Origin of the sequence: Thermococcus cleftensis, from assembly GCF_000265525.1 — an archaeon.
GTDB lineage: Archaea > Methanobacteriota_B > Thermococci > Thermococcales > Thermococcaceae > Thermococcus > Thermococcus cleftensis.
Genome location: NC_018015.1, coordinates 830303 through 848420, shown reverse-complemented (window position 1 = coordinate 848420; position 18118 = coordinate 830303). Strand labels below are relative to the sequence as shown.

Below are 18118 nucleotides of genomic sequence, written 5' to 3'. Positions count from 1 at the left end.
ACCTCATTCCTTGAGTCCTCCAACGGTAAGACCGCTCCTTATGTAGTTCTGGGCGAGCATGAACATCAGGAACACCGGCAGGGCGAAGAGCAGTGCCGCCGCCGCGAAGTAGCTCCAGTCTATGCCCCTGCCGATGCCGCCCAGGAGGAGGTATATCCACACCGACAGCGGCTGGTTGGGTTCGGTCAGGAGCAGGCTGGCGAGTATGAACTCCGTCCAGCCGCCTATGAAGGCGAATATCGCCACGGTCGCTATTCCCGGGAGGGCCATGGGCAGGAGCACGTGGCGGATTATCTGAAGGTAGCTCGCGCCGTCCACCAGGGCCGCCTCGTCAAAGTCTGGGCTTATGGAGTCTATGTAACCCTTGAGGAGCCAGGTGTTGAAGGGAACGCTTCCGGCGGCGTAGATGAAGGACAGCACCGGCAGCTTGTCGTAGAGGCCGAGCTTGACGACCATACCGTAGAGCGCTATAAGACCCGCTATGCCCAGTCCTCCAGCGACCTGGGTGAACATCAGGTAGAAGTAGAGCACGTGGTCCCTGCCGAAGAACTTCATGCGCGAGAACGCGTAGGCCGCTGGAACCACGAAGAGCAGGGCCAGCAGGACGGTCAGCGTGGCTATTATGAGGCTGTTCTTGAGGTAGCCGAAGAACTTGGAGTTCACGAACTTCCCTATGTTGGTGAAGCTCACGGTCCCGGTGTTCCTGGCCACGACGTACTTCTCCATCTGGCCCGAGACCTTCACTCCCTCGACCTCCCCGCTCTTTAGCTTTACGTCCCTGACTATCGCGAACCCTATGCTCCCGTCCTCGTTCACCCTGGTCAGGACGAACAGTCCGCTTACCTCCCCTTCCAGCCTGCCCTGGGCGTTTTGAGCGGTCGAGACGTCGAAGGTCAGTCCCTTCACTGGGATCTCAAAGGTCAGCCCCGTGAACGGGCCGTACTTCACCTTCCCCTTCAGCGTGCCGTCCACCAGGTAGAGCTTGCCGTCCTGGACGTGGGCGCTTCCCTCTATGGTTCCCGTGAAGTTCTCGCTCAGCTTGCTCCCGGAGAACCCGAAGAGCACCTCGCGGTAGGAGTCGAGGCTGACGTTCCTGGGTATCAGGTGGAATTCGGTCGTTGCCAGCGTCGAACCCGGGGTTATGGAGACGGTGAAGATGTAGTAGACCGGGAAGAGTATGATGAACATCACGAAGATGGCTATCAGGGTGAGGGTGAAGGTCTTGATAACCTCCCCCTTTCTCCTGCCCATCATCCCTTAGCACCCTCCTGGAGCCTGGTTATCCTGACGTTGACGTACATGTAAACCGCCAGCACGAGCGTGGCCACTATCATTATCGCCGCCGCCTTTCCGTAGTGCGGGCTCGCTCCAAAGGCCTTCCTGAAACCGTAGAGCAGTATGAACTTGTCCTCGAAGAGGCCGGCGTTGTAGATGTAGGGCACCATGAAGTACTGGAAGCTCGCCGCGCTGGTTAGTATCGTCGCGAATGCTATCGGTTTCCCGACTATCGGAAGGACCACGTGCCTTATCCTCTGCCAGTAGTTGGCGCCGTCTATTATCGCCGCCTCCACCAGCGTGTCCGGAACCGACTGGAGGGCGGCGGTTATGACGGTTATCATGAAGGGATAAGCCAGCCATACCTCGATTATGTTGAGTGCTATGAATGCCCAGAACGGGTCGTTGATCCAGTTGGGCAGGTTCTGAACCCCGAGGGATTTGAGCACCTGATTTACCGGCCCGAATATCGGGTCGAACATGAACTTCCAGACGGTCACGGAGAAGAGGAGCGGCAGGGCCCAGGGGATTATCAGGAGGGAACGGTAGATCATTTTGCCCTTGACGTACTTGCTGTTGTAGAGCAGGCTGAGGAAGATTCCGGCGAGGACCTTGAGGGTGACGCTGGTGACGACGAATATCCAAGTCCACATGAAGGCGCTCCTGAATGTTTCGTCGTTGAGTATCCAGCGGAAGTTCTCCAGCCCGACGAACTTGAGCGGCGGCGCATCTGGAGCCTGGACAGGGAAGTTACCGAGCTGGGCGTTGGTGAAGGCCAGGTAGATGGAGTATATTATCGGCCACAGGTTGAAGAACAGGAACGCGGCCATTCCTGGCAGGATGAGGAACAGGGCGATGGTGGTAGTCTTCTTCATGGCGGAATCCCTCCGAAAAGTGTGAAAAAGAGAGAACGGTCAGCCGTTCATGTTGTCGAGTATCTCCTGCTGGTACTTTTTGAGTATGGCCGGTATGTCGGCGTTCTCCGGGTCCTGGAGTATCTCGTTGATGGCGTTCGCGACTCCACCCCAGACGGCGCCCATCTTGGGGCTCTTGGGCATCAGGTAGGCGTGCTGGACGGCCTGTCCAAAGCCGTAGATGACCGGGTCGTTCTGGATCTCGGGGTCGTTGAGGACCTCCTTGAGGACCGGAATGTAGCCGAGCTGAAGAGCGAGCTCCTTAACCGCGGCTGGGTCGGTGGTGAACCACTTGACGAACTTCCAGGCGGCGTCCTTGTTCTTTATACCTGCCGCGAAGTAGATGTCCTTGACTCCACCGTAGGGCCTCGGCCAGTACTCCTTGCCGTCCTTGCTTATGGGCGGCAGCGGAACAACGCCGAAGTCAATTCCGGCTTTCTTGACGTCGCTTATGCTCCATGGACCGTTCACCATCATCGGCGCCCTGCCCTCAAGGAATATGCTCTGCTGGGTGCCGTAGTCGGGGCTAGGGGCCATGTAGGGCCAGATGTTCTGGAAGAAGAACTCAAAGCCCTCTATCGTCTCCGGCTGGTCGAGACCGGGCATCTCGGTCGCGTCGTCGAAGTAGTAGCCGCCGAAGGCGTGGGCCCAAGCGGATATGAAGTACGCGTCGATCGGATATGCTATTCCATACTTCTCCTCATCTGGTTTCCAGTGCTCCTCCATTATGGCCTTCATCTCGTCGAAGGTCTTGGGCGGCTCGCTCACCATGTCCTTGTTGTAGATGAGCGCAACGGTCTCGGCGGCGAAGGGCATGGCGTAGAAGTGGCCCTTGTACTGCATGGCATCGACGGCCATCGGGGCAAAGCCGTTGAGTATGTCATCGGTAACGTAGTCGTCAATTGGCTCGAGCATGCCGGCCTCCGCGAACTTGCCTATCCAGTCGTGAGCCCAGATGAAGAGGTCCGGCCCCTGACCGGTGGGTATGGCGGCCTTGAGGGCGCTCTCAAGGTCCGGCTTCTGCTCGAAGGTTATGGTGACGTCCGGGCACATGGCCATGTACTCCTCGGCCAGGCTCTGGAAGACCTCGAGCTCGTTGGGCTGCATCGCGTGCCAGATTACCACCTCACCGCTTCCACAGTCGGTTTCAGGGGTGGTCGTTGTTTCGGTTGGACTCGGGGAGCTCGTCTCGCTCGGACTGGTGGTCTCGCTCGGACTGCTGGTGGTGCTCGGGCTCTCGCTTCCACCGCTTATGCAGCCGCTGGCCACGACGCTGAGAACCAGAACCCCGACCAAAAGCAGGGCAAACAAACCTTTCCTCATGCTTTTATCACCCGCCTCAATTTTGGGTGGTATAGTATCATCGTCGGTGATATATATATCTTGCGCTCTCCTGTTCAGAGTTGATGACCGTGCACAGCTTTGAGCTTCTAGAAAATTTGTGTCGTCCCGGGAGCGTTAGGGAACACTCTTCCTAGCTGGTGTTCGGGGAGTAATTTTTCCAGTACTTGCGTTTAAGATGGGAAAGGAACAGCTTGAAACGGCATTCCTCTGGGTTTTTTGTGTACCTTATCTCCACCCTCACCCTCTCTTTCCCAAGAGCCCTCTCGTAGATTATTTCGTCCCCCTCGAACCTCAGCGGAATGAAATCTCCGAGCTGGAGGGCTTTGCTGCGCTTCCTTAGCTCTATCAGCTTTCTAGTCGTCTCGAGTATCCTCTCGTTCCACCCTTCCGGGTTCCACTCCATCGGGGTCCTTCCGGCGTCAAGGCCCCCTTCCAGCTTTCCCCTCAGCCCGATCTCGTCGCCGTAGAATATCGAGGGGATTCCCTTGTAGGTCATCAGAAAGGCCAGCGCGCAGAGGTACCTTCTTTCGTCGTTCACCAGGTCGATGAAGCGTTCCGTGTCGTGGTTGTCGATGAAGTTGTACATCGCGTACTCCGCGGGACCAAGATGAGCGCTCAGAAGCTCCAGACCGTTGAGGAACTCCCCCGCGTCAATCTCCCGCTCGACGAAGAACCTCAGTATTAGCTCGTAGAGGGGGTAGTTCATCGTCCCGTGGAACTTGTCAAAGAGCCAGAGCCTCGGGTCGTCCATGACCTCCCCGACGAGGTATGCATCTTTTGGGAGGGCTTTCCTCACCTCCCGCCAGAGCTCCGGCGGAACGCCGTGGGCCACGTCGAGCCTCCAGCCGTCCGCACCCTTTTCAAGCCAATGCATCATGACGTCCTTTACGAGTCTCTTTACTTCTGGGTTCTCGTGGTTCAACCTGGGCATCAGCCAGACGGAGTAGAAGCTCTCGTAGTTCCACCCTATCTCCTTCAGCCTCCGGTGCTTCTCCCTCGGAGAAATCTTTGACCTGAGAACCTCCAGGAACTCACCTGAAACCACGGGGAAGCCGGTCACCCTGTAAAAGTCTTTGTAGTCGCTCTCATTCCCCCGGGCTATCAAATCCTGGAAGAAGGGGTGGAAGAAGCTCGTGTGGTGGAAGACGCCGTCGAGAACTAGCTTGATGTCCCTCTTTTTGAGTTCTCCCGCCAGCTTGAGGAAAGTCCCATCTCCCCCGAGCTTTCTATCGATGTGGAAGTAGTCCGTAACGTCGTAGCGATGGTAGGTCGTGGACTCGAATACCGGGGTTATGTAGAGGGCGTTTGCGCCCAGGCTTTCGATGTGGTCGAGCCTTCTGATTATCCCCGCCAGGTCGCCGCCGTGGAACCCCTCCCCGGCAAATGCCCTCCCCCTCGGGGTCCCGGGCAGGCCCCGCTCAAACCTGTCGGGCATTATCTGGTAGAAAACCCTCCCGTGAATCCACCCTGGGGCATTGTATCTGTAAGGTTTCGCCTCGAAGGGGCCAAGTTCGATGGTTTTTCCTTCGGATTCCACGATGAGGGAGTATCTTATGACCCCTTCCCCCGGCAGGATTGCCTCGTAGTACTCGAAGAGCTCGTCGAAAGCCTTGCGCTTCATCGGAACCTCGCTCTCATCGAGAATGAGCCGAACCTTCCGGGTTTTTCCCCTCCGGGCCCTCAGAAGAACGTGGGTTCCCCCGGCGATGGAGTAGAGGTAGGTGGCGCTCGGCCTGTGGAAGAACTCACCTTCCCCTACTATTCTCGCCACACTCGCTTCCTTTTCCAGCTTGTACGAGAGTTTCCTGTAGGTTTCCACATCGGGGTTTTCTGGATCCATGAGAAATTCCCCGTCCACGGAGAAGCCGTAGTACCAGACGCCCTCGGGGAGCCTGAGGGTGATTCTCCACCGCTCCCCCTTCCGCTCCATTCGAAAGCTTCCCTCGTTGAAGGCGTTGAAGTTTCCGAGCAGGTAGGCGTATTTTCCCCTGGCCGGTATCGAGAACTCCACCCTGGCAACCCTTCCGAACCTCCAGTCCGGTTCGAACCCGAAAATTTTATACACCTTCACCACCAGGTATCACTACTGATGAATAAACTCGCGCGAGTGAAACTTAAAAGGTTGGGGGTTTTGGCATGCACGAAGAGGAAATCGTTGAGAAGCTCCAGAAGCTCGGTCTGACCAAGTATGAGAGCTTAGCCTACATCACTCTCCTCAAGCTCGGCCCTAGCAAGGCCACGGACATAACGAAGGAGAGCGGCATTCCCCACACTAGGGTGTACGACGTCCTCAGCTCGCTCCACAGAAAGGGTTTCGTCGATGTGATGCAGGGCTCTCCGAGGCTCTACAAGCCCGTCAATCCCGAGGTCGTTCTGGAGAAGATAAAGGAGGACTTCATAGAGGACATCGAGAACCTCAAGGTGGCCTTCCTCGAGCTCTACCGCGAGGTTCACGGTGAGGATTTACCGGAGATATGGACCATACAGGGCTTTGAGAACACCGTGGAAAGGGCTGAATATGTCATAAGGACCGCCAAGCACGAGGTTCTTATCAACACGCCTTTTGAGTTCCTCCAGCTCCTCAAGAGCGAGATAAGGGCCAGGAAGGACATAATCTTCGTCATAATCAGCAACTTCGACGAGATTCCCGACTGGCTCAAGGGTGACAACATAATGCTCGCGAGGAGTGGAGGTGCGCCCTGGCTCATGGCAAGCTGGATAATCGGCGACATCGACTACGCCCTCTTCTTCGGTGCCCTGCCGAAGGACAAGAGGAGGGAGAAGTTTTACTCCTTCTGGGCCAAAAGCCCAAAGATTATCCAAAACTACATGCACTGGTTTTACACGATATACCTCGACAACAGCGAGGTCATCAAGCCTTTAAGCTACTCAGCAGTTCCAAAGCCCCTCTCCCTCGTGAACATAAGAACCCTCATCACCCTCCTCAAGTACGTCGAGCTTCCCAGAAGGATAGAGGTCGTTGGCAGGCTCGTGGATACCAAGGAGCCGGTAACCCTCGATGGAAAGGTAACCGAGTACGAATACACCCCACTGACCGCGAACATAACAGTCCGAGCCGACGGAAGGGAATGGAAGGTCGGGGGAATCGGCAGCTACTTTGAGGACGTCGAGGGGGAGAAGTTCATTCTCCTTGAGTGAACTTTTCTTTTCCGTCTTGATACCGCTTGATCTCTAAATCGGGTGATGACAATGAAGATTCTGATTTTGGGGTTCGAGTACCTCCCGGTCAAGGTGGGGGGCCTGGCGGAGGCCATAACGAGCATGGCCGAGGGGTTGGCCAAGCTTGGCAACGAGGTTCTCGTTTTCACCCCCGACCACGGCAGGGGATTGGGCAAACCGGCCCACTCCTTCGGAATAATCTTTGAGGGGAGGGAGGTGAGCATAACGGCGAGGAAGAGAGAGCAGAACGGCGTAACCGTCTATGCCCTCTCCGGGGACGTCCTCGATACCGACGTTTACCCCGATTGGGAGACGCTCCTCAGAAAGGCCGTTCTCTTCGGAAAAGCGAGCGTCGGGCTGATGAACGAGCTTATTGAAACCTTCAAGCCGGACGTAATCCACGCCCACGACTGGCACACGGTCTTTGCCCTCGGCCTCTTGAAGAAATACTTCGGGACAAGGAGCATCTTCACGATCCACAGGCTCAACAAGGCCAGGATTCCAGCCCACTACTTCGGCGAGGCAAACCTCGCTGAACTTGCCCCCTACCCTGAAATGGATCCCGAGCACACCGCCGCCTATATAGCCGATGCCGTGACGACCGTCAGCAGGAGCTACTTGTGGGAGGAGTGGGGGTTCTTTGGGCACTTCGACGGCAAGGTTACCCACGTCTTCAACGGCATAGACTGCTCCTTCTGGAACGAGGAACTCATAGAGACGAAGGACCTCCCAAGGGAAGAGAGGAGAAGGCTCGTCCTGGAGCGCTTTGGGTTGGGCGACGGGAAGGCCTTCCTCTTCATAGGCCGCTTCGACAGGGCACAAAAGGGCGTTGATACGCTCCTCCGGGCGGTTGAAATACTATCGAACGACCCAGCCTTCGGTGAGATGCGCTTCCTCATCGTTGGGAAGGGTGACCCCGAACTGGAGGCGTGGGCGAGAGCGGTTCAAAACCGCTTCCCTGAAAACGTAAGGGTGATAACCGAACTCCTGAGCAGGGAAACCGTCCGCGAGCTCTACGGCTCGGTGGACTTCACCGTAATCCCGTCCTACTTCGAGCCCTTCGGTCTTGTTCAGCTTGAGGCGATGTGCCTCGGAGCCATACCCATCGCGAGCGCCGTTGGTGGGCTAAAGGACACTATAATAGACATCAACTCCGACCCGGAGAACGCCACTGGAATTCTTGTCCCTCCGAGGGACGCGTTCGCATTGGCGAGGGCGCTGGTTCTGGCGAAGGAGATAGACAAGGAGACCCTGAGAAAGCTCCGCGAGAACGGTAAGAGGAGGGCGAGGAAGGACTTCACCTGGGAGAACGCGTGCGGGAGGTACATTAAAGTCTATGATGGGGTGGTTGATAAGGCCGTTCCCTTCCTGCGCTAACGCCACCCGTACTCGGCCAGGAACTTTCTTTTCAACCTCTTTATGGTTCCCGAAACGCCGAGGGTTCTGAACATCACCTTCGAACCGTTTATCTCCGTAACCAGTGTCAGGGCGAAGCGGAGCTCCTCAACGTGCTTTCTATCAACGCGCACTATCCCGGTCTGACTCTTCTCGTCGAACTTGATGAACCACGGCTTGGCCTTAGCCGAGCCGAGGGTTCCGAGGGTTGAAATGCTCGCCTCCCAGATGGTCCGCTTTATCTCGTCCTTCGTGAAGGCCCTCTCTCCAATGACCTGGAATGCTATGTAGCGGTGCTTGTCCCTCAGGGTGGGCGGCAGGTACTTAGGCTTCTCCCTCATAGGCATCTGCACAACTTTGCCCGCCAACCTTTTTAAGCCCTCCCCCTCGTTTAGGGTTAGCGAGGTGAGTGAATGGTCTGGGAGACGCCTTACTTTTCGTACGCCGTTCGCGAGCTTCCTAAGGGCTGTCAGCTCTGCGTCAGGGGTGAGAAGCTCGTCCTCTTCACCACTGGAAAATGCCCTCGTGACTGCTTCTACTGTCCCCTGAGCGAGCACAGGAGGGGAGACGTCGTCTACGCCAACGAGAGGCCGGTGAGAAGCCTTGATGATATAATCGAAGAGGCCCTGCTGATGGAGGCGAAGGGAGCGGGAGTTACGGGCGGCGACCCCCTCGCGAGGCTCGATAGAACCGTTGAGTACATTCGGGTCCTCAAGGAGGCCTTTGACCGGGACTTTCACGTCCACCTCTACACCACCGGTGCTTTGGCCACGAAGAAGAACCTTGAGAAGCTCTATGACGCCGGCCTGGACGAGATACGCTTTCACCCCGATCTCTTCAACCCGAACTCAAGGCTCTTCAGGATCGAGATAGAGAACATAAGGAACGCCTTCGACTTCGACTGGGACGTCGGCGGCGAGATTCCCTCAGTTCCGGGGCAGTTCGAGAGGATGAAGTGGTACGCTGAATTTCTCGACGGCCTCGGCGCGAAGTTCCTCAACGTGAACGAGCTGGAGTTCAGCGAGACGAACCTGAGGGCGATTCTCGACAGGAGTTACAAGCCTGTGAGCGATGAGAGCGCGGCCATCAAAGGTTCCCTTGAGCTGGGCCTTAAGTTGCTCGAATGGGGCGAGGAGAACACCTCCCTGAGCTACCACCTCTGCACCGCGAAGCTCAAAGATGCCGTCCAGCTCAGGAACAGGCTGAGGAGAACCGCGAGGAACGTCGCCAAACCCTACATGGAAATCACCGAGGAGGGCACGCTCCGCTTCGGCATAGCGGAATACGACGACCTTGACGAACTCTACACGCTCCTCGTGGAAGAGGCCGAGGTTCCGCCTGAGTGGCTCTACCTCAACCGCGAAAAGGGAAGGATAGAGATGCCCGAGGAAGTGGCTTTAGAGCTGGCGGAAGCGGTGGAGGGCGACGTGCGGTTCTTCATCGTGGAGGAGTACCCGACCTTCGACAGGCTTGAGGTGGAGAGGGTTCCGCTGCCATGAGCCTGCTTTTGCCCTTTTACTATCCTAAGTTGTTGGTTATGGGGGCGTAAGTAACTTGCGGGGGCATAAGTTATAAGAGTTTCGAAAAGGTTATTTACCTTCGGGAATATTAACCACCATGCGGGTCTTTGTCAGGGACTACCTCCTTCCCTGGGCATTCATTGTCGTCTTTTGGTTCGCCCTCTGGCTTATCGTCCCTCCAATGCGGGAACGCCTCAACGCCGTTAGCCTTCTAATCGTTTTCTTTCTCCTTGGAGTCTTCATCGCCGTTGCCCTTTACTTCGTAGGGAAAGCCCTTGAACGCTACGGCTACTCCCGCAATGACATAAGGCACCTTCCGGAGATAATCGAGAAAACCCACGGGAGGCTCTACCTTCCGAAAGAGGTGTTCAATATCGTCGGCGACGCCCTTGTCTTCTGGGGTATCTTTGCGTGGGCCCTTCTGGCGACGGGAGACCCAATGATGGGACTTCTAAGCGGAATTGCAATGTTTGCTGAAATCATTGCCTTCTTAGTTCTTTTGGTCTCAATGGTCATATGGGTTATTATCTTTCCCCATTCCCTCTACCGGCTCTTCACCGGGAGGGAGCCGGACAGGGGGCTTTTGATTGGGGTTCCCATAAAGCAGAACCTCCTCTGCACGGCAGTCCTCGTCGCGGTCAGGCTCATAGCGCTTTATTCAAACTATCCAGCGAGTGATGATTTTATTGGGAAGATGGTGGCATTTGGAAGGAACACGGAGCTGGTGGTCTCGCTCCTTGAGCTTTCGGGCCTAAACTTTCTGTTCGGTATAATCGGCCTCTACGGGCCGAGAAAGAGCAGAAAGCTGACAGCGCTGGCATTGACTCTCATCGTCCTTGCGGAGCTGTGGGTTGCTTGGGGAATGCTCACGGGCAAATTTTAAATATTTCGTGCATGCATGCACTTATAGGTGGGGAACGTTGGGAAAAACGATAACCATAGCGGATGACGTTTACTACGAGCTAGTCAAAATGAAGGGGAACAAGAGCTTCTCGGAGCTTTTGAGGGAGCTAATAGGCAAGAAAAAGAAGGGCAACCTCGACGTGCTCCTGATCGCCTTCGGGACGAGAACGCCTGAAGAACTTGAAGAGCTAAAGCGGGAGCTTAGGGAGGTTGAAGAATGGATGGACTCCTGGACACCAGCGTGGTAATCGAGCTGTTCGGTGGGAACAGGAAAGTCGTCGAGGCGCTCTACCGGGAGGGAGCCAGGGAATACCATCTACCGACCATCGTTCTCTTTGAGCTCCACTGCGGCCATCTGAAGGAGAGGGAGGAGCTGATGCTCGAGATGATGCCCAAAGTCGAGTTTGATGAGAACTCCACAAAGATAGCCGGAGCAATTTTCAGGGACCTTATGAAGAAGGGAAAAAGACCGCCGTTTAAGGACCTTTTAATAGCCTCCACTGCCATAGCGCACAACGCAACGCTCTACACCTGCGATGACGACTTCAAGCGCTTCGAGGAGTACGGGCTAAAGGTGAAAGTGCTGGAAAAATGACCCAATGTGTTCTTTTGTTCAGGCTTTTACTCTGGCTTTTTTCGATTTGTTCTCGTCGTTTTAATACGGTTGGAAACTAAGAATTCTACGAAAAAAAAGCGTTAGTTAATAATGTTAGTAAATAGTAACATTTAAATACTTTTCTTTATTACCCATAATGACCATTTGGTCAGGTGGTGGCCATGAACTGGAAGAAGACGGTGTTTGGTCTCGTCCTTATGACCATGGTTTTGAGTCTTCAGTTGATTGCGGCACCGCAGGCAATGGCAATGAGTACCAACAACGCCAGCATCACCTTTAGAAGGGCCGTGGTTGCCTGGTACGATGATGAGGGTAAGCTTCAGATGAACGTTACTTGGATTAACAAGGTTGTGAACTTCACGAACATTACAAATGATTGTCCTTATCGTAACTCCAACATGACGCCGAATGTTAACGTTTCGGCGGTTACCCTCTACAACATGAGCAAGAAGCACGAGCAGTTGCTGTTCCTTCGCCTGAATTTCTACAACAGCACGCTCAATTACACTCTCTATGCCCTCGTTTATAAGGCTGAGAGGAGCCAGTACAATTTCACGTTAATCACGAGGATCTTTACCGACCCTAAAACTGGAGAGTACAAAGCCTTCGTTACTGGAATGAACATCGCTCCGAAAGACGAGAAGAAGTCTCTCCCGATCGGCGATGTAATACTCACAGCCAGCAACTTAACGCTCTCTCAGTACTACTGGACTTTGAACAAGGTTCTCATGAAGCTCAGGCGTGGCGATGAGACGAACTGGATTTGGGGCAGGAGTGCCTACGAGCTGAGGCACCTGTCGCACCTAGTGAAGCTCAAGCTCCCGCAGTACGACCAGCAGAAGGCAGTGGGAATGGCAATGACAATGGATGGTCTGAAATGTACTATTTGCCAAGCTTTAGTTTTTCTGATTTGTGTGGGTGGTGTTGGAGAGGCCCTTGGGTGTACAGTATACTGCGCAGGTGTATGTGCAGAGTTTGGGTACGCCGCTTTTATATGTGTGGGTATATGCCTACCACTATGCGATGGAGTTCTTGGATTAATACAGATTTATGGCTGTGATAAAGGTTCAGGACTCATTTGTGAGTACGCAGGGGCATGTTAGCCTTTTTATATTTTTCTAACCACAAATACTTATAGGCGAAGGTGATGCGCCATGAAAATACTCACTATCGAGATACACAGATTTAAAAATGGGAAAGAAGCCGGTGAGTTCCTAGAAAAGCTTGCCAGAAAGGGTTCTTCCTTCGGTCTGTTGCAGGTGGCGCTGTTTATCTTGGGAGACGTCCTGCTCGGCTACTTGTTCCCAGGAAAAGAACAATCTTTAACTAGGAATGTGGCAATCATAGTCTGGGGTCTGGTTGTTTTTCTGGGATTTCCGCGATTGAGGTGTCGCAAATGGTAAGAAGAAACTATATATTCGCTTCCGTTCCCATTTAGCGTTCTTGCACTGATCTACGGAGTTTACTCCACGAAGTTAATTCCAGCGTTTGTTGGAACGCTCTCGCTGGTTTTATACGTCCTAAGCCTTAGAACAGAAAACAAAGATGACATTAGGCTTACGGGAATCGTGGCAATGTTCTCTTCGATATTCTTCCTCTGGAACAGTGGAGTGAAATACCTGGGACTACTAGGTGTGTTCCTGCTCTTTGTTCTTCAGCTCGGCTCACACATGAGAGAAAAAGAAGTTTCAAATGCACAGAGAACATAAAAGAGAAAGCTCAAACCTTCTCAATCCCTATCTTCGCCTGAACCTCAGGCCACTCAACGACGTAGCCCCTGGCTTCCCCGAAGCGAACTTCCACAGCTCTGGTCTCCTTCTCCACGTAGTCGAGGTTCTCCTGGAGGAGCTCGCGGTTCTCGCCGGTGGTCTCTATGGTGACAACGATTCTGTCGTTCACGTCGAGGTCAAGCCTCTTGCGCATCTCCTGTATCCTCCTGACGAACTCCCTCGCGAGGCCCTCAGCCAAAAGCTCCCTCGTGAGGGTCTTGTCCACGAAGACCCTTCCGCCCTCGAACTCCTCGCTGACTAGGAAGTCCGGCAGCTTCTCCTCCACGCTCAGGTGCTCCCTGGTGAGGTGGAAGGTTTTACCCTCTATCTCAACGTCCATCTCGCCCTTCTCGTAGAGCTCCCTCCCGTGCTCGTTTATCCACGCTATCACGAGCCTTGCATCGCCCTTGAACTCCGGACCGACCTTAGCGAAGTTGGGCTTGATGACGAGCTCCCTCTCCACTTTGCCAACGACGACCTCCTTGGCGTTGAGCTGGTCGCGGAGTATTCTGTTGAGCCTCTCGACGGCCCTCTTCACGGTCTCGTCCTCGGTCTCTACGACTATCCTCCTGACCGGGTAGCGGAGCTTTATCCTGGCCCTCTGCCTTGCTGATGAGCCGGCCTCGACGATTCTCCTGACGTACTCCATTTCCCTCTCAAGCTCCTCGTCCCTGACCTTCTCGTCGGCCTTAGGCCAGTCGAGCATGTGGACGCTCTCGACTCCAAGGAACGGCCTGAGCATGTTCTGGTATATCTCCTCGGCTATGTAGGGCGTGAAGGGCGCCATGAGCCTCAGCAGGACGTCGAAGACCTTCCAGATGGTGTAATAGGCAGCTAACTTGTCGGGGTCGTCGCCCTCGACCCACATGCGCTTCCTTATGAGCCTCACGTACCACCTGCTCAAATCCTCGACCACGAAGTTGTAGATGGCCCTCGTTGCCTTCGTGAGCCTGAAGGTCTCTATTCCCTCGGTGACCTCGTCGATAAGCCCGTTAACCCTGCTGAGTATCCACCTATCCTCCTCGCGGAACGGAAGCTCCTCCGGCTTGAGCCTGGTAGGATCAAAGTTGTCGAGGCTCATGTAGGTGGCGCTGAGAACGTAGACGTTCCAGAGTATGTTGAGCATCCTCTTGACCTGCTCAAGGCCCTTCCAGCTGAAGCGCAGGTTCTCCCAGGGGTTCGTCGCCCAGAGCATGTAGAACCTGAAGGGGTCCCTTCCCTCCTTCTGGACGACCTCCTCCGGCCTTATGATGTTGCCGAGGCTCTTGCTCATCTTGTCGCCCTTTTCATCGAGGACGTATCCGTGCATCGCCACGTGCCTGTAGGGGACGGTGTCGAAGGCTATAACGCTGGCGGCTTGCTGGGAGTAGAACCACTTGGTGACTTGGTCCTCACCCTCGACTATGAAGTCTGCCGGCCAGAGCTTCTCGAAGAGCTCCCTGTTGCGCGGGTAGTCCAGCGAAGCCCAGCTTGCTATTCCGCTGTCGAACCAGACGTCAACGACGTCTTTAACGCGCCTCATCTCCTTGCCGTTGACCTTTATGATGAAGGCATCGACGTAGGGCCTGTGCAGGTCCTCCGGGCCGAGCTTCTCTTCTATAAGCTTGAGCTTCTCTTCGTAGCTCTCCGGGAGCTCTATTCTCTCGCCGTTAACCTCTATTGCGACGCTGAGCTCCACCAGCTCCTTGAACGAGCCAACGACGTATATCTCGCCGTCCTCGCTCCCCCATATCGGGAGCGGTATTCCCCAGTAGCGTTGCCTGCTTATGACCCAGTCGCCCGAGTTCATGACACCGTTGTCGTATCTCACTTTGACCCAGTCCGGATACCAGGTCACCTTCTCGTCGTTCTCCTTGATTATCCTGTCCTTCACCCTGCTGACCTTGAGGAACCACTGGTCAGTGGCGCGGAATATGAGCGGGGTCTTACAGCGCCAGCAGTGCGGGTACTTGTGCTCTATCTCACCAGCCTTCACGAGGTAGCCCTTCCCGCGAAGGTGCTCGATTATCTCCTTATCGGCGTCTTTGACATAGACTCCTTTCCACCTGCCCTCTGTGTACCTTCCTTGATCATCAACCGGGCTGTAAACCGGCAAACCATAGCGCTGACCGACCTCGAAGTCCTCCTCACCGTGGCCGGGGGCGGTGTGAACCAAACCCGTACCGTCCTCCAAAGTTACATGCTCGCCGAGGATAACCCTGTGCGCCCACTCGTACCTTTCGCGGAACTCCTTTTGGGCTGGATACTCGTCCATGAGGACGTGGACGTAGCGGAGTCCTTCGAGCTCCTCTCCCTTGAACTCATCAACTATCTCTCCCCTGACGCCGACCTCGTTGAGAACGCGCTCGACGAGGGCCTTCGCTATTATCCAGTACTCCTCCCCGTTCTCGGTCTCGACCTTAACCTTGGCGTACTCGTACTCCGGGTGAACGGTAACGGCTAAATTAGCGGGGAGCGTCCACGGTGTCGTCGTCCAGATGAGGAGGTACTCGTTCTCCTTGCCCTCAACCGGGAACTTGACGTATATGCTCGGGTCTTTCCTGAGCTTGTACTCACCGCGGACCTCGTGTTCGGCCAAGGCAGTCTCACAGCGCGGGCACCAGTGGAGGACGCGCTTGTCCTTCTCAAGCAGGCCCTTCTCCCAGGCGCGCTTGAGCGTGAACCAGCCCGATTCGATGTACTCGTTTTTTATCGTCATGTACGGCTCGTCCCAGTCCATCCATACGCCGAGCATCTTGAACTGCTCCGTCATGACCCTGAGGTTGTTGAGGGCGAACTCCTTGCACTTCCTGATGAAGTTGTCCACACCTATCTCGGTCTCTATGTCCTTCTTGGTCTTGAGCCCGAGGGCCTGCTCGACCTTGACCTCTATCGGAAGGCCATGCATGTCGAAGCCCGGCTGCCTGCGGACGTTGTAGCCCTGCATCGTCCGGAAGCGGATTATCATGTCCTTGATTATCTTGTTCCAGGCGGTTCCGAGGTGTATTGCACCGCTGACGTAGGGCGGCCCGTCGAGGAAGTAGTACTTCGGGCCTTCGGCTCTGCTCACTTTCACCTTCTCATAGACGCTGTTCTCCTGCCAAAAGCGCTCGACCTTCTCTTCAAGCTTTCCTGGGTTGTACTCCCTAAACTCCGGTTCCTTTATCATGTTAAAACCCTCCAGAAATGATCTTTATGATGGACTACCCTAGAACAGGGGGACTCAAGCCGCGAAACGGGCGAAGCGAAGGATAAAACACTCCCCCCTCATGGGCATCGGGGCAGAATTGGGAACTTCCCTTATAAGGTTTTTGGATAGAAAAGCCCGCAGTATAAAACTGTGCCCTCCCCGACCGCCCCCCGGTCACCTCTCGCGGGGGTGTGAGAGGGGAGGGCGTAGAAGGTAGGAGTTCAAAATTTTAAACCTGACGCTCCTCCTCGGGCTCACCTTTGCGCCTGCTCTCGTTCTTTATGACCTGCATCACGTAGTCGATGAACCTCCTGACCTCCTCGAGCTCCTCCTCGGGTATGTCCTGGATTTTCTTGTTCTTGCCCTTGTACGTGAGCAGTTTGAGGAGCGCGAGCCTCCCGAGCGCCGTCTTGGTACTTATCTCGCCGTTCTTCCAGTCGCGCCATATTGCATTTGCTATGCCGTAGAACTCCGGAATGCTGTCCAGTCCTGGGTCACCAACGTCTATGACCTCCTTTCCGAGGTACTTGTAGCGCTTCTCCTTCTCCTCCTTCGAGAACTCCTTGGTTTTCTCTTTGATGTACGCGTGTATCATGACAGTTCCCCCCTATTTTTCTTGAGTATTGTTCTGGTCCAATATTTTTTAACTTTTTGTTTCTAAAGGTGTTGTGCTGTCCTCAATGATATTCGAAATGTGCCGTCTGATTTGTATAACCAAGTTGTTGATCTTGGACATTTGCCAGCCAATTGGTACGGTGTTCAATTTTTGGATCCGTTCCAATTAGAAACGATTTTGTTAATGATCGGAACTTTTAATAACGAAAATTTTAAATAACATTACTTTAGTATATGACTATGGGAATAAACACTATATCAAACTTTGAACCTGCCCCTGCTGAAATCGAACTCCCGATGATGTAATCCTGATATCGTCCCCTGGGAGGGAGGAACCATGGCAGGGGCAAGGCTCTGGAAGGCCCTGTTTGTGTTGTTTGTTAGCCTTGCAATGGTAACAGTGCCGATTGTCAGTGCAGGTACCGAGGCCAGCAGCGGCGGACAGTTCAGCATTGGAGCAGTGGCTCCTCAGGTCACCGACGTCAAGTTCTACCTCGACGATCACACCACCCAGACCACCAGTGCAACCCCGGGCAATGCCTACTGGATCGACATAACCATCAGTGACGTTAACACGATGGACGACATAAAGGAGATAACCATCTGGTTCTACTATGACACGAACAACACCAAGGTTGGTCCGCTCCCGGCTGGAGACACAGATCCGAGCAGCTATGTGATACTCAAGTACGTTAGAACGCCCTTCAGCGACCAGCCAGGGACCTGGAAGTTCTACGACGCCACGGGCAATGAGATAGGCACCACGTTTGGAACCTGGCAGATAATAAGCCAGGTTGATCCGCAGACCTGGGACCAGAGTACGGGCACCTTTAGCGTTGAGATCGTAGTCGGCAAGGTTGCGAGGGAGGCCAACGATGGTATTGCCGGTGGGGACTGGGACTTCCAGGTGAAGGTCGTGGACAATGAGGCCCTTGAAAGTAACGTCTACACCGGCTATGGCTACACTGTTAACTGGTATGGAGAGATATGGGTCACTAACAGCTTTGCCTTTGGTACCGTCAATCCGCAGAGCACTGACAACCCACTGACCTCTCCGAGCACCGGGTACCTCGATGTCTACGTCATCAGCAACGGTAACTATGACGTCAATGTCAAGAGCGATGCCACTTGGACGGGTGTTAACAACAACAGCAGGACGGTCAGTGTTGTTACTGCCACGCCAGGAGACAAGCAGATACTCCTCAAGATCAACACCAACAACGACCCCTCTACCGCAGGAGCCATAGCAAGCACCTACACCCTCTGGCTGGACAACCAGGCGGGGCCGACCCAGGACGGTGATGCCAGTGCCGGGCAGGGAGCCCACCACTACGCTTACATGTGGCTTGACGTCGGTAGCAACATTGATCAGGACACCTACGTTGGGCACGTCTACTTCCAGGTGACCAACGCCTGAG

16 protein-coding genes are annotated in these 18118 nt (G+C 54.7%); 9 read left to right on the top strand and 7 right to left on the bottom strand.

Annotation, left to right across the window (positions count from 1 at the left end):
- Window positions 1-3 precede the first annotated feature (3 nt).
- From CL1_RS04615 to CL1_RS04600, 4 genes are all read right to left on the bottom strand, one after another.
- On the bottom strand, window positions 4-1254 hold the full coding sequence (locus tag CL1_RS04615) for an ABC transporter permease subunit (protein WP_014788727.1): 1251 nt from the start codon (window positions 1252-1254) through the stop codon (window positions 4-6).
- The gene (locus CL1_RS04610; protein ID WP_014788726.1) at window positions 1251-2150 is read right to left on the bottom strand and encodes a carbohydrate ABC transporter permease; all 900 of its coding nucleotides are present in this window, start codon (window positions 2148-2150) and stop codon (window positions 1251-1253) included. Before CL1_RS04610 ends, CL1_RS04615 begins: the two co-directional genes overlap by 4 nt.
- A gap of 39 nt (window positions 2151-2189) precedes the next feature.
- Complete coding sequence (locus CL1_RS04605) at window positions 2190-3512, bottom strand: extracellular solute-binding protein (RefSeq protein WP_014788725.1); 1323 nt, start codon at window positions 3510-3512, stop codon at window positions 2190-2192.
- Window positions 3513-3663: 151 nt separating this feature from the next.
- A complete protein-coding gene (locus CL1_RS04600; protein WP_014788724.1) occupies window positions 3664-5598 on the bottom strand; it encodes an alpha amylase N-terminal ig-like domain-containing protein in 1935 nt (644 codons plus the stop codon).
- A gap of 71 nt (window positions 5599-5669) precedes the next feature.
- Here CL1_RS04600 and trmBL1 point away from each other — a divergent pair, with 71 nt between their 5' ends.
- A complete protein-coding gene (trmBL1, locus tag CL1_RS04595) occupies window positions 5670-6692 on the top strand; it encodes an HTH-type sugar sensing transcriptional regulator TrmBL1 (protein ID WP_014788723.1) in 1023 nt (340 codons plus the stop codon).
- A gap of 51 nt (window positions 6693-6743) precedes the next feature.
- Window positions 6744-8090 (top strand): glycogen synthase, encoded by a 1347-nt coding sequence (locus CL1_RS04590; protein ID WP_014788722.1) that lies wholly within the window; start codon window positions 6744-6746, stop codon window positions 8088-8090.
- On the opposite strand, the gene CL1_RS04585 is transcribed toward CL1_RS04590, so the two are convergent.
- Window positions 8087-8449: a ribonuclease P protein component 2 gene (locus CL1_RS04585; RefSeq protein ID WP_014788721.1), complete on the bottom strand. Its 363-nt coding sequence runs from the start codon at window positions 8447-8449 to the stop codon at window positions 8087-8089. The two genes, CL1_RS04590 and CL1_RS04585, sit on opposite strands and share 4 nt — an antisense overlap.
- Window positions 8450-8521: 72 nt before the next feature.
- Here CL1_RS04585 and CL1_RS04580 point away from each other — a divergent pair, with 72 nt between their 5' ends.
- The 6 genes from CL1_RS04580 to CL1_RS04555 all read left to right on the top strand — a co-directional run bounded on the left by CL1_RS04580 (window position 8522) and on the right by CL1_RS04555 (window position 12550).
- On the top strand, window positions 8522-9607 hold the full coding sequence (locus CL1_RS04580) for a radical SAM protein (protein ID WP_014788720.1): 1086 nt from the start codon (window positions 8522-8524) through the stop codon (window positions 9605-9607).
- Window positions 9608-9725: 118 nt separating this feature from the next.
- A complete protein-coding gene (locus CL1_RS04575) occupies window positions 9726-10511 on the top strand; it encodes a hypothetical protein (protein WP_014788719.1) in 786 nt (261 codons plus the stop codon).
- Between the two features lie 37 nt (window positions 10512-10548).
- The gene (locus tag CL1_RS04570; RefSeq protein ID WP_048151933.1) at window positions 10549-10779 is read left to right on the top strand and encodes an antitoxin VapB family protein; all 231 of its coding nucleotides are present in this window, start codon (window positions 10549-10551) and stop codon (window positions 10777-10779) included.
- Window positions 10749-11126 carry a type II toxin-antitoxin system VapC family toxin gene (locus tag CL1_RS04565; protein WP_014788717.1) on the top strand — a complete coding sequence of 126 codons (378 nt, stop codon included), beginning with the start codon at window positions 10749-10751 and terminating at the stop codon, window positions 11124-11126. Before CL1_RS04570 ends, CL1_RS04565 begins: the two co-directional genes overlap by 31 nt.
- Window positions 11127-11308: 182 nt before the next feature.
- The gene (locus tag CL1_RS04560) at window positions 11309-12250 is read left to right on the top strand and encodes a halocin C8-like domain-containing protein (protein WP_014788716.1); all 942 of its coding nucleotides are present in this window, start codon (window positions 11309-11311) and stop codon (window positions 12248-12250) included.
- Window positions 12251-12301: 51 nt separating this feature from the next.
- On the top strand, window positions 12302-12550 hold the full coding sequence (locus tag CL1_RS04555) for a hypothetical protein (RefSeq protein ID WP_014788715.1): 249 nt from the start codon (window positions 12302-12304) through the stop codon (window positions 12548-12550).
- 316 nt (window positions 12551-12866) lie between these two features.
- Here CL1_RS04555 and ileS read toward each other — a convergent pair whose 3' ends face one another.
- Both ileS and CL1_RS04545 read right to left on the bottom strand, forming a co-directional pair.
- Window positions 12867-16064, bottom strand: coding sequence for an isoleucine--tRNA ligase (ileS, locus tag CL1_RS04550; RefSeq protein ID WP_014788714.1), 3198 nt, complete (start codon window positions 16062-16064; stop codon window positions 12867-12869).
- Between the two features lie 250 nt (window positions 16065-16314).
- Complete coding sequence (locus CL1_RS04545; RefSeq protein WP_014788713.1) at window positions 16315-16680, bottom strand: hypothetical protein; 366 nt, start codon at window positions 16678-16680, stop codon at window positions 16315-16317.
- A gap of 357 nt (window positions 16681-17037) precedes the next feature.
- On the opposite strand from CL1_RS04545, the gene CL1_RS04540 reads away from it, so the two are divergent.
- The gene (locus tag CL1_RS04540) at window positions 17038-18117 is read left to right on the top strand and encodes a hypothetical protein (RefSeq protein WP_014788712.1); all 1080 of its coding nucleotides are present in this window, start codon (window positions 17038-17040) and stop codon (window positions 18115-18117) included.
- Window position 18118 lies beyond the last annotated feature (1 nt).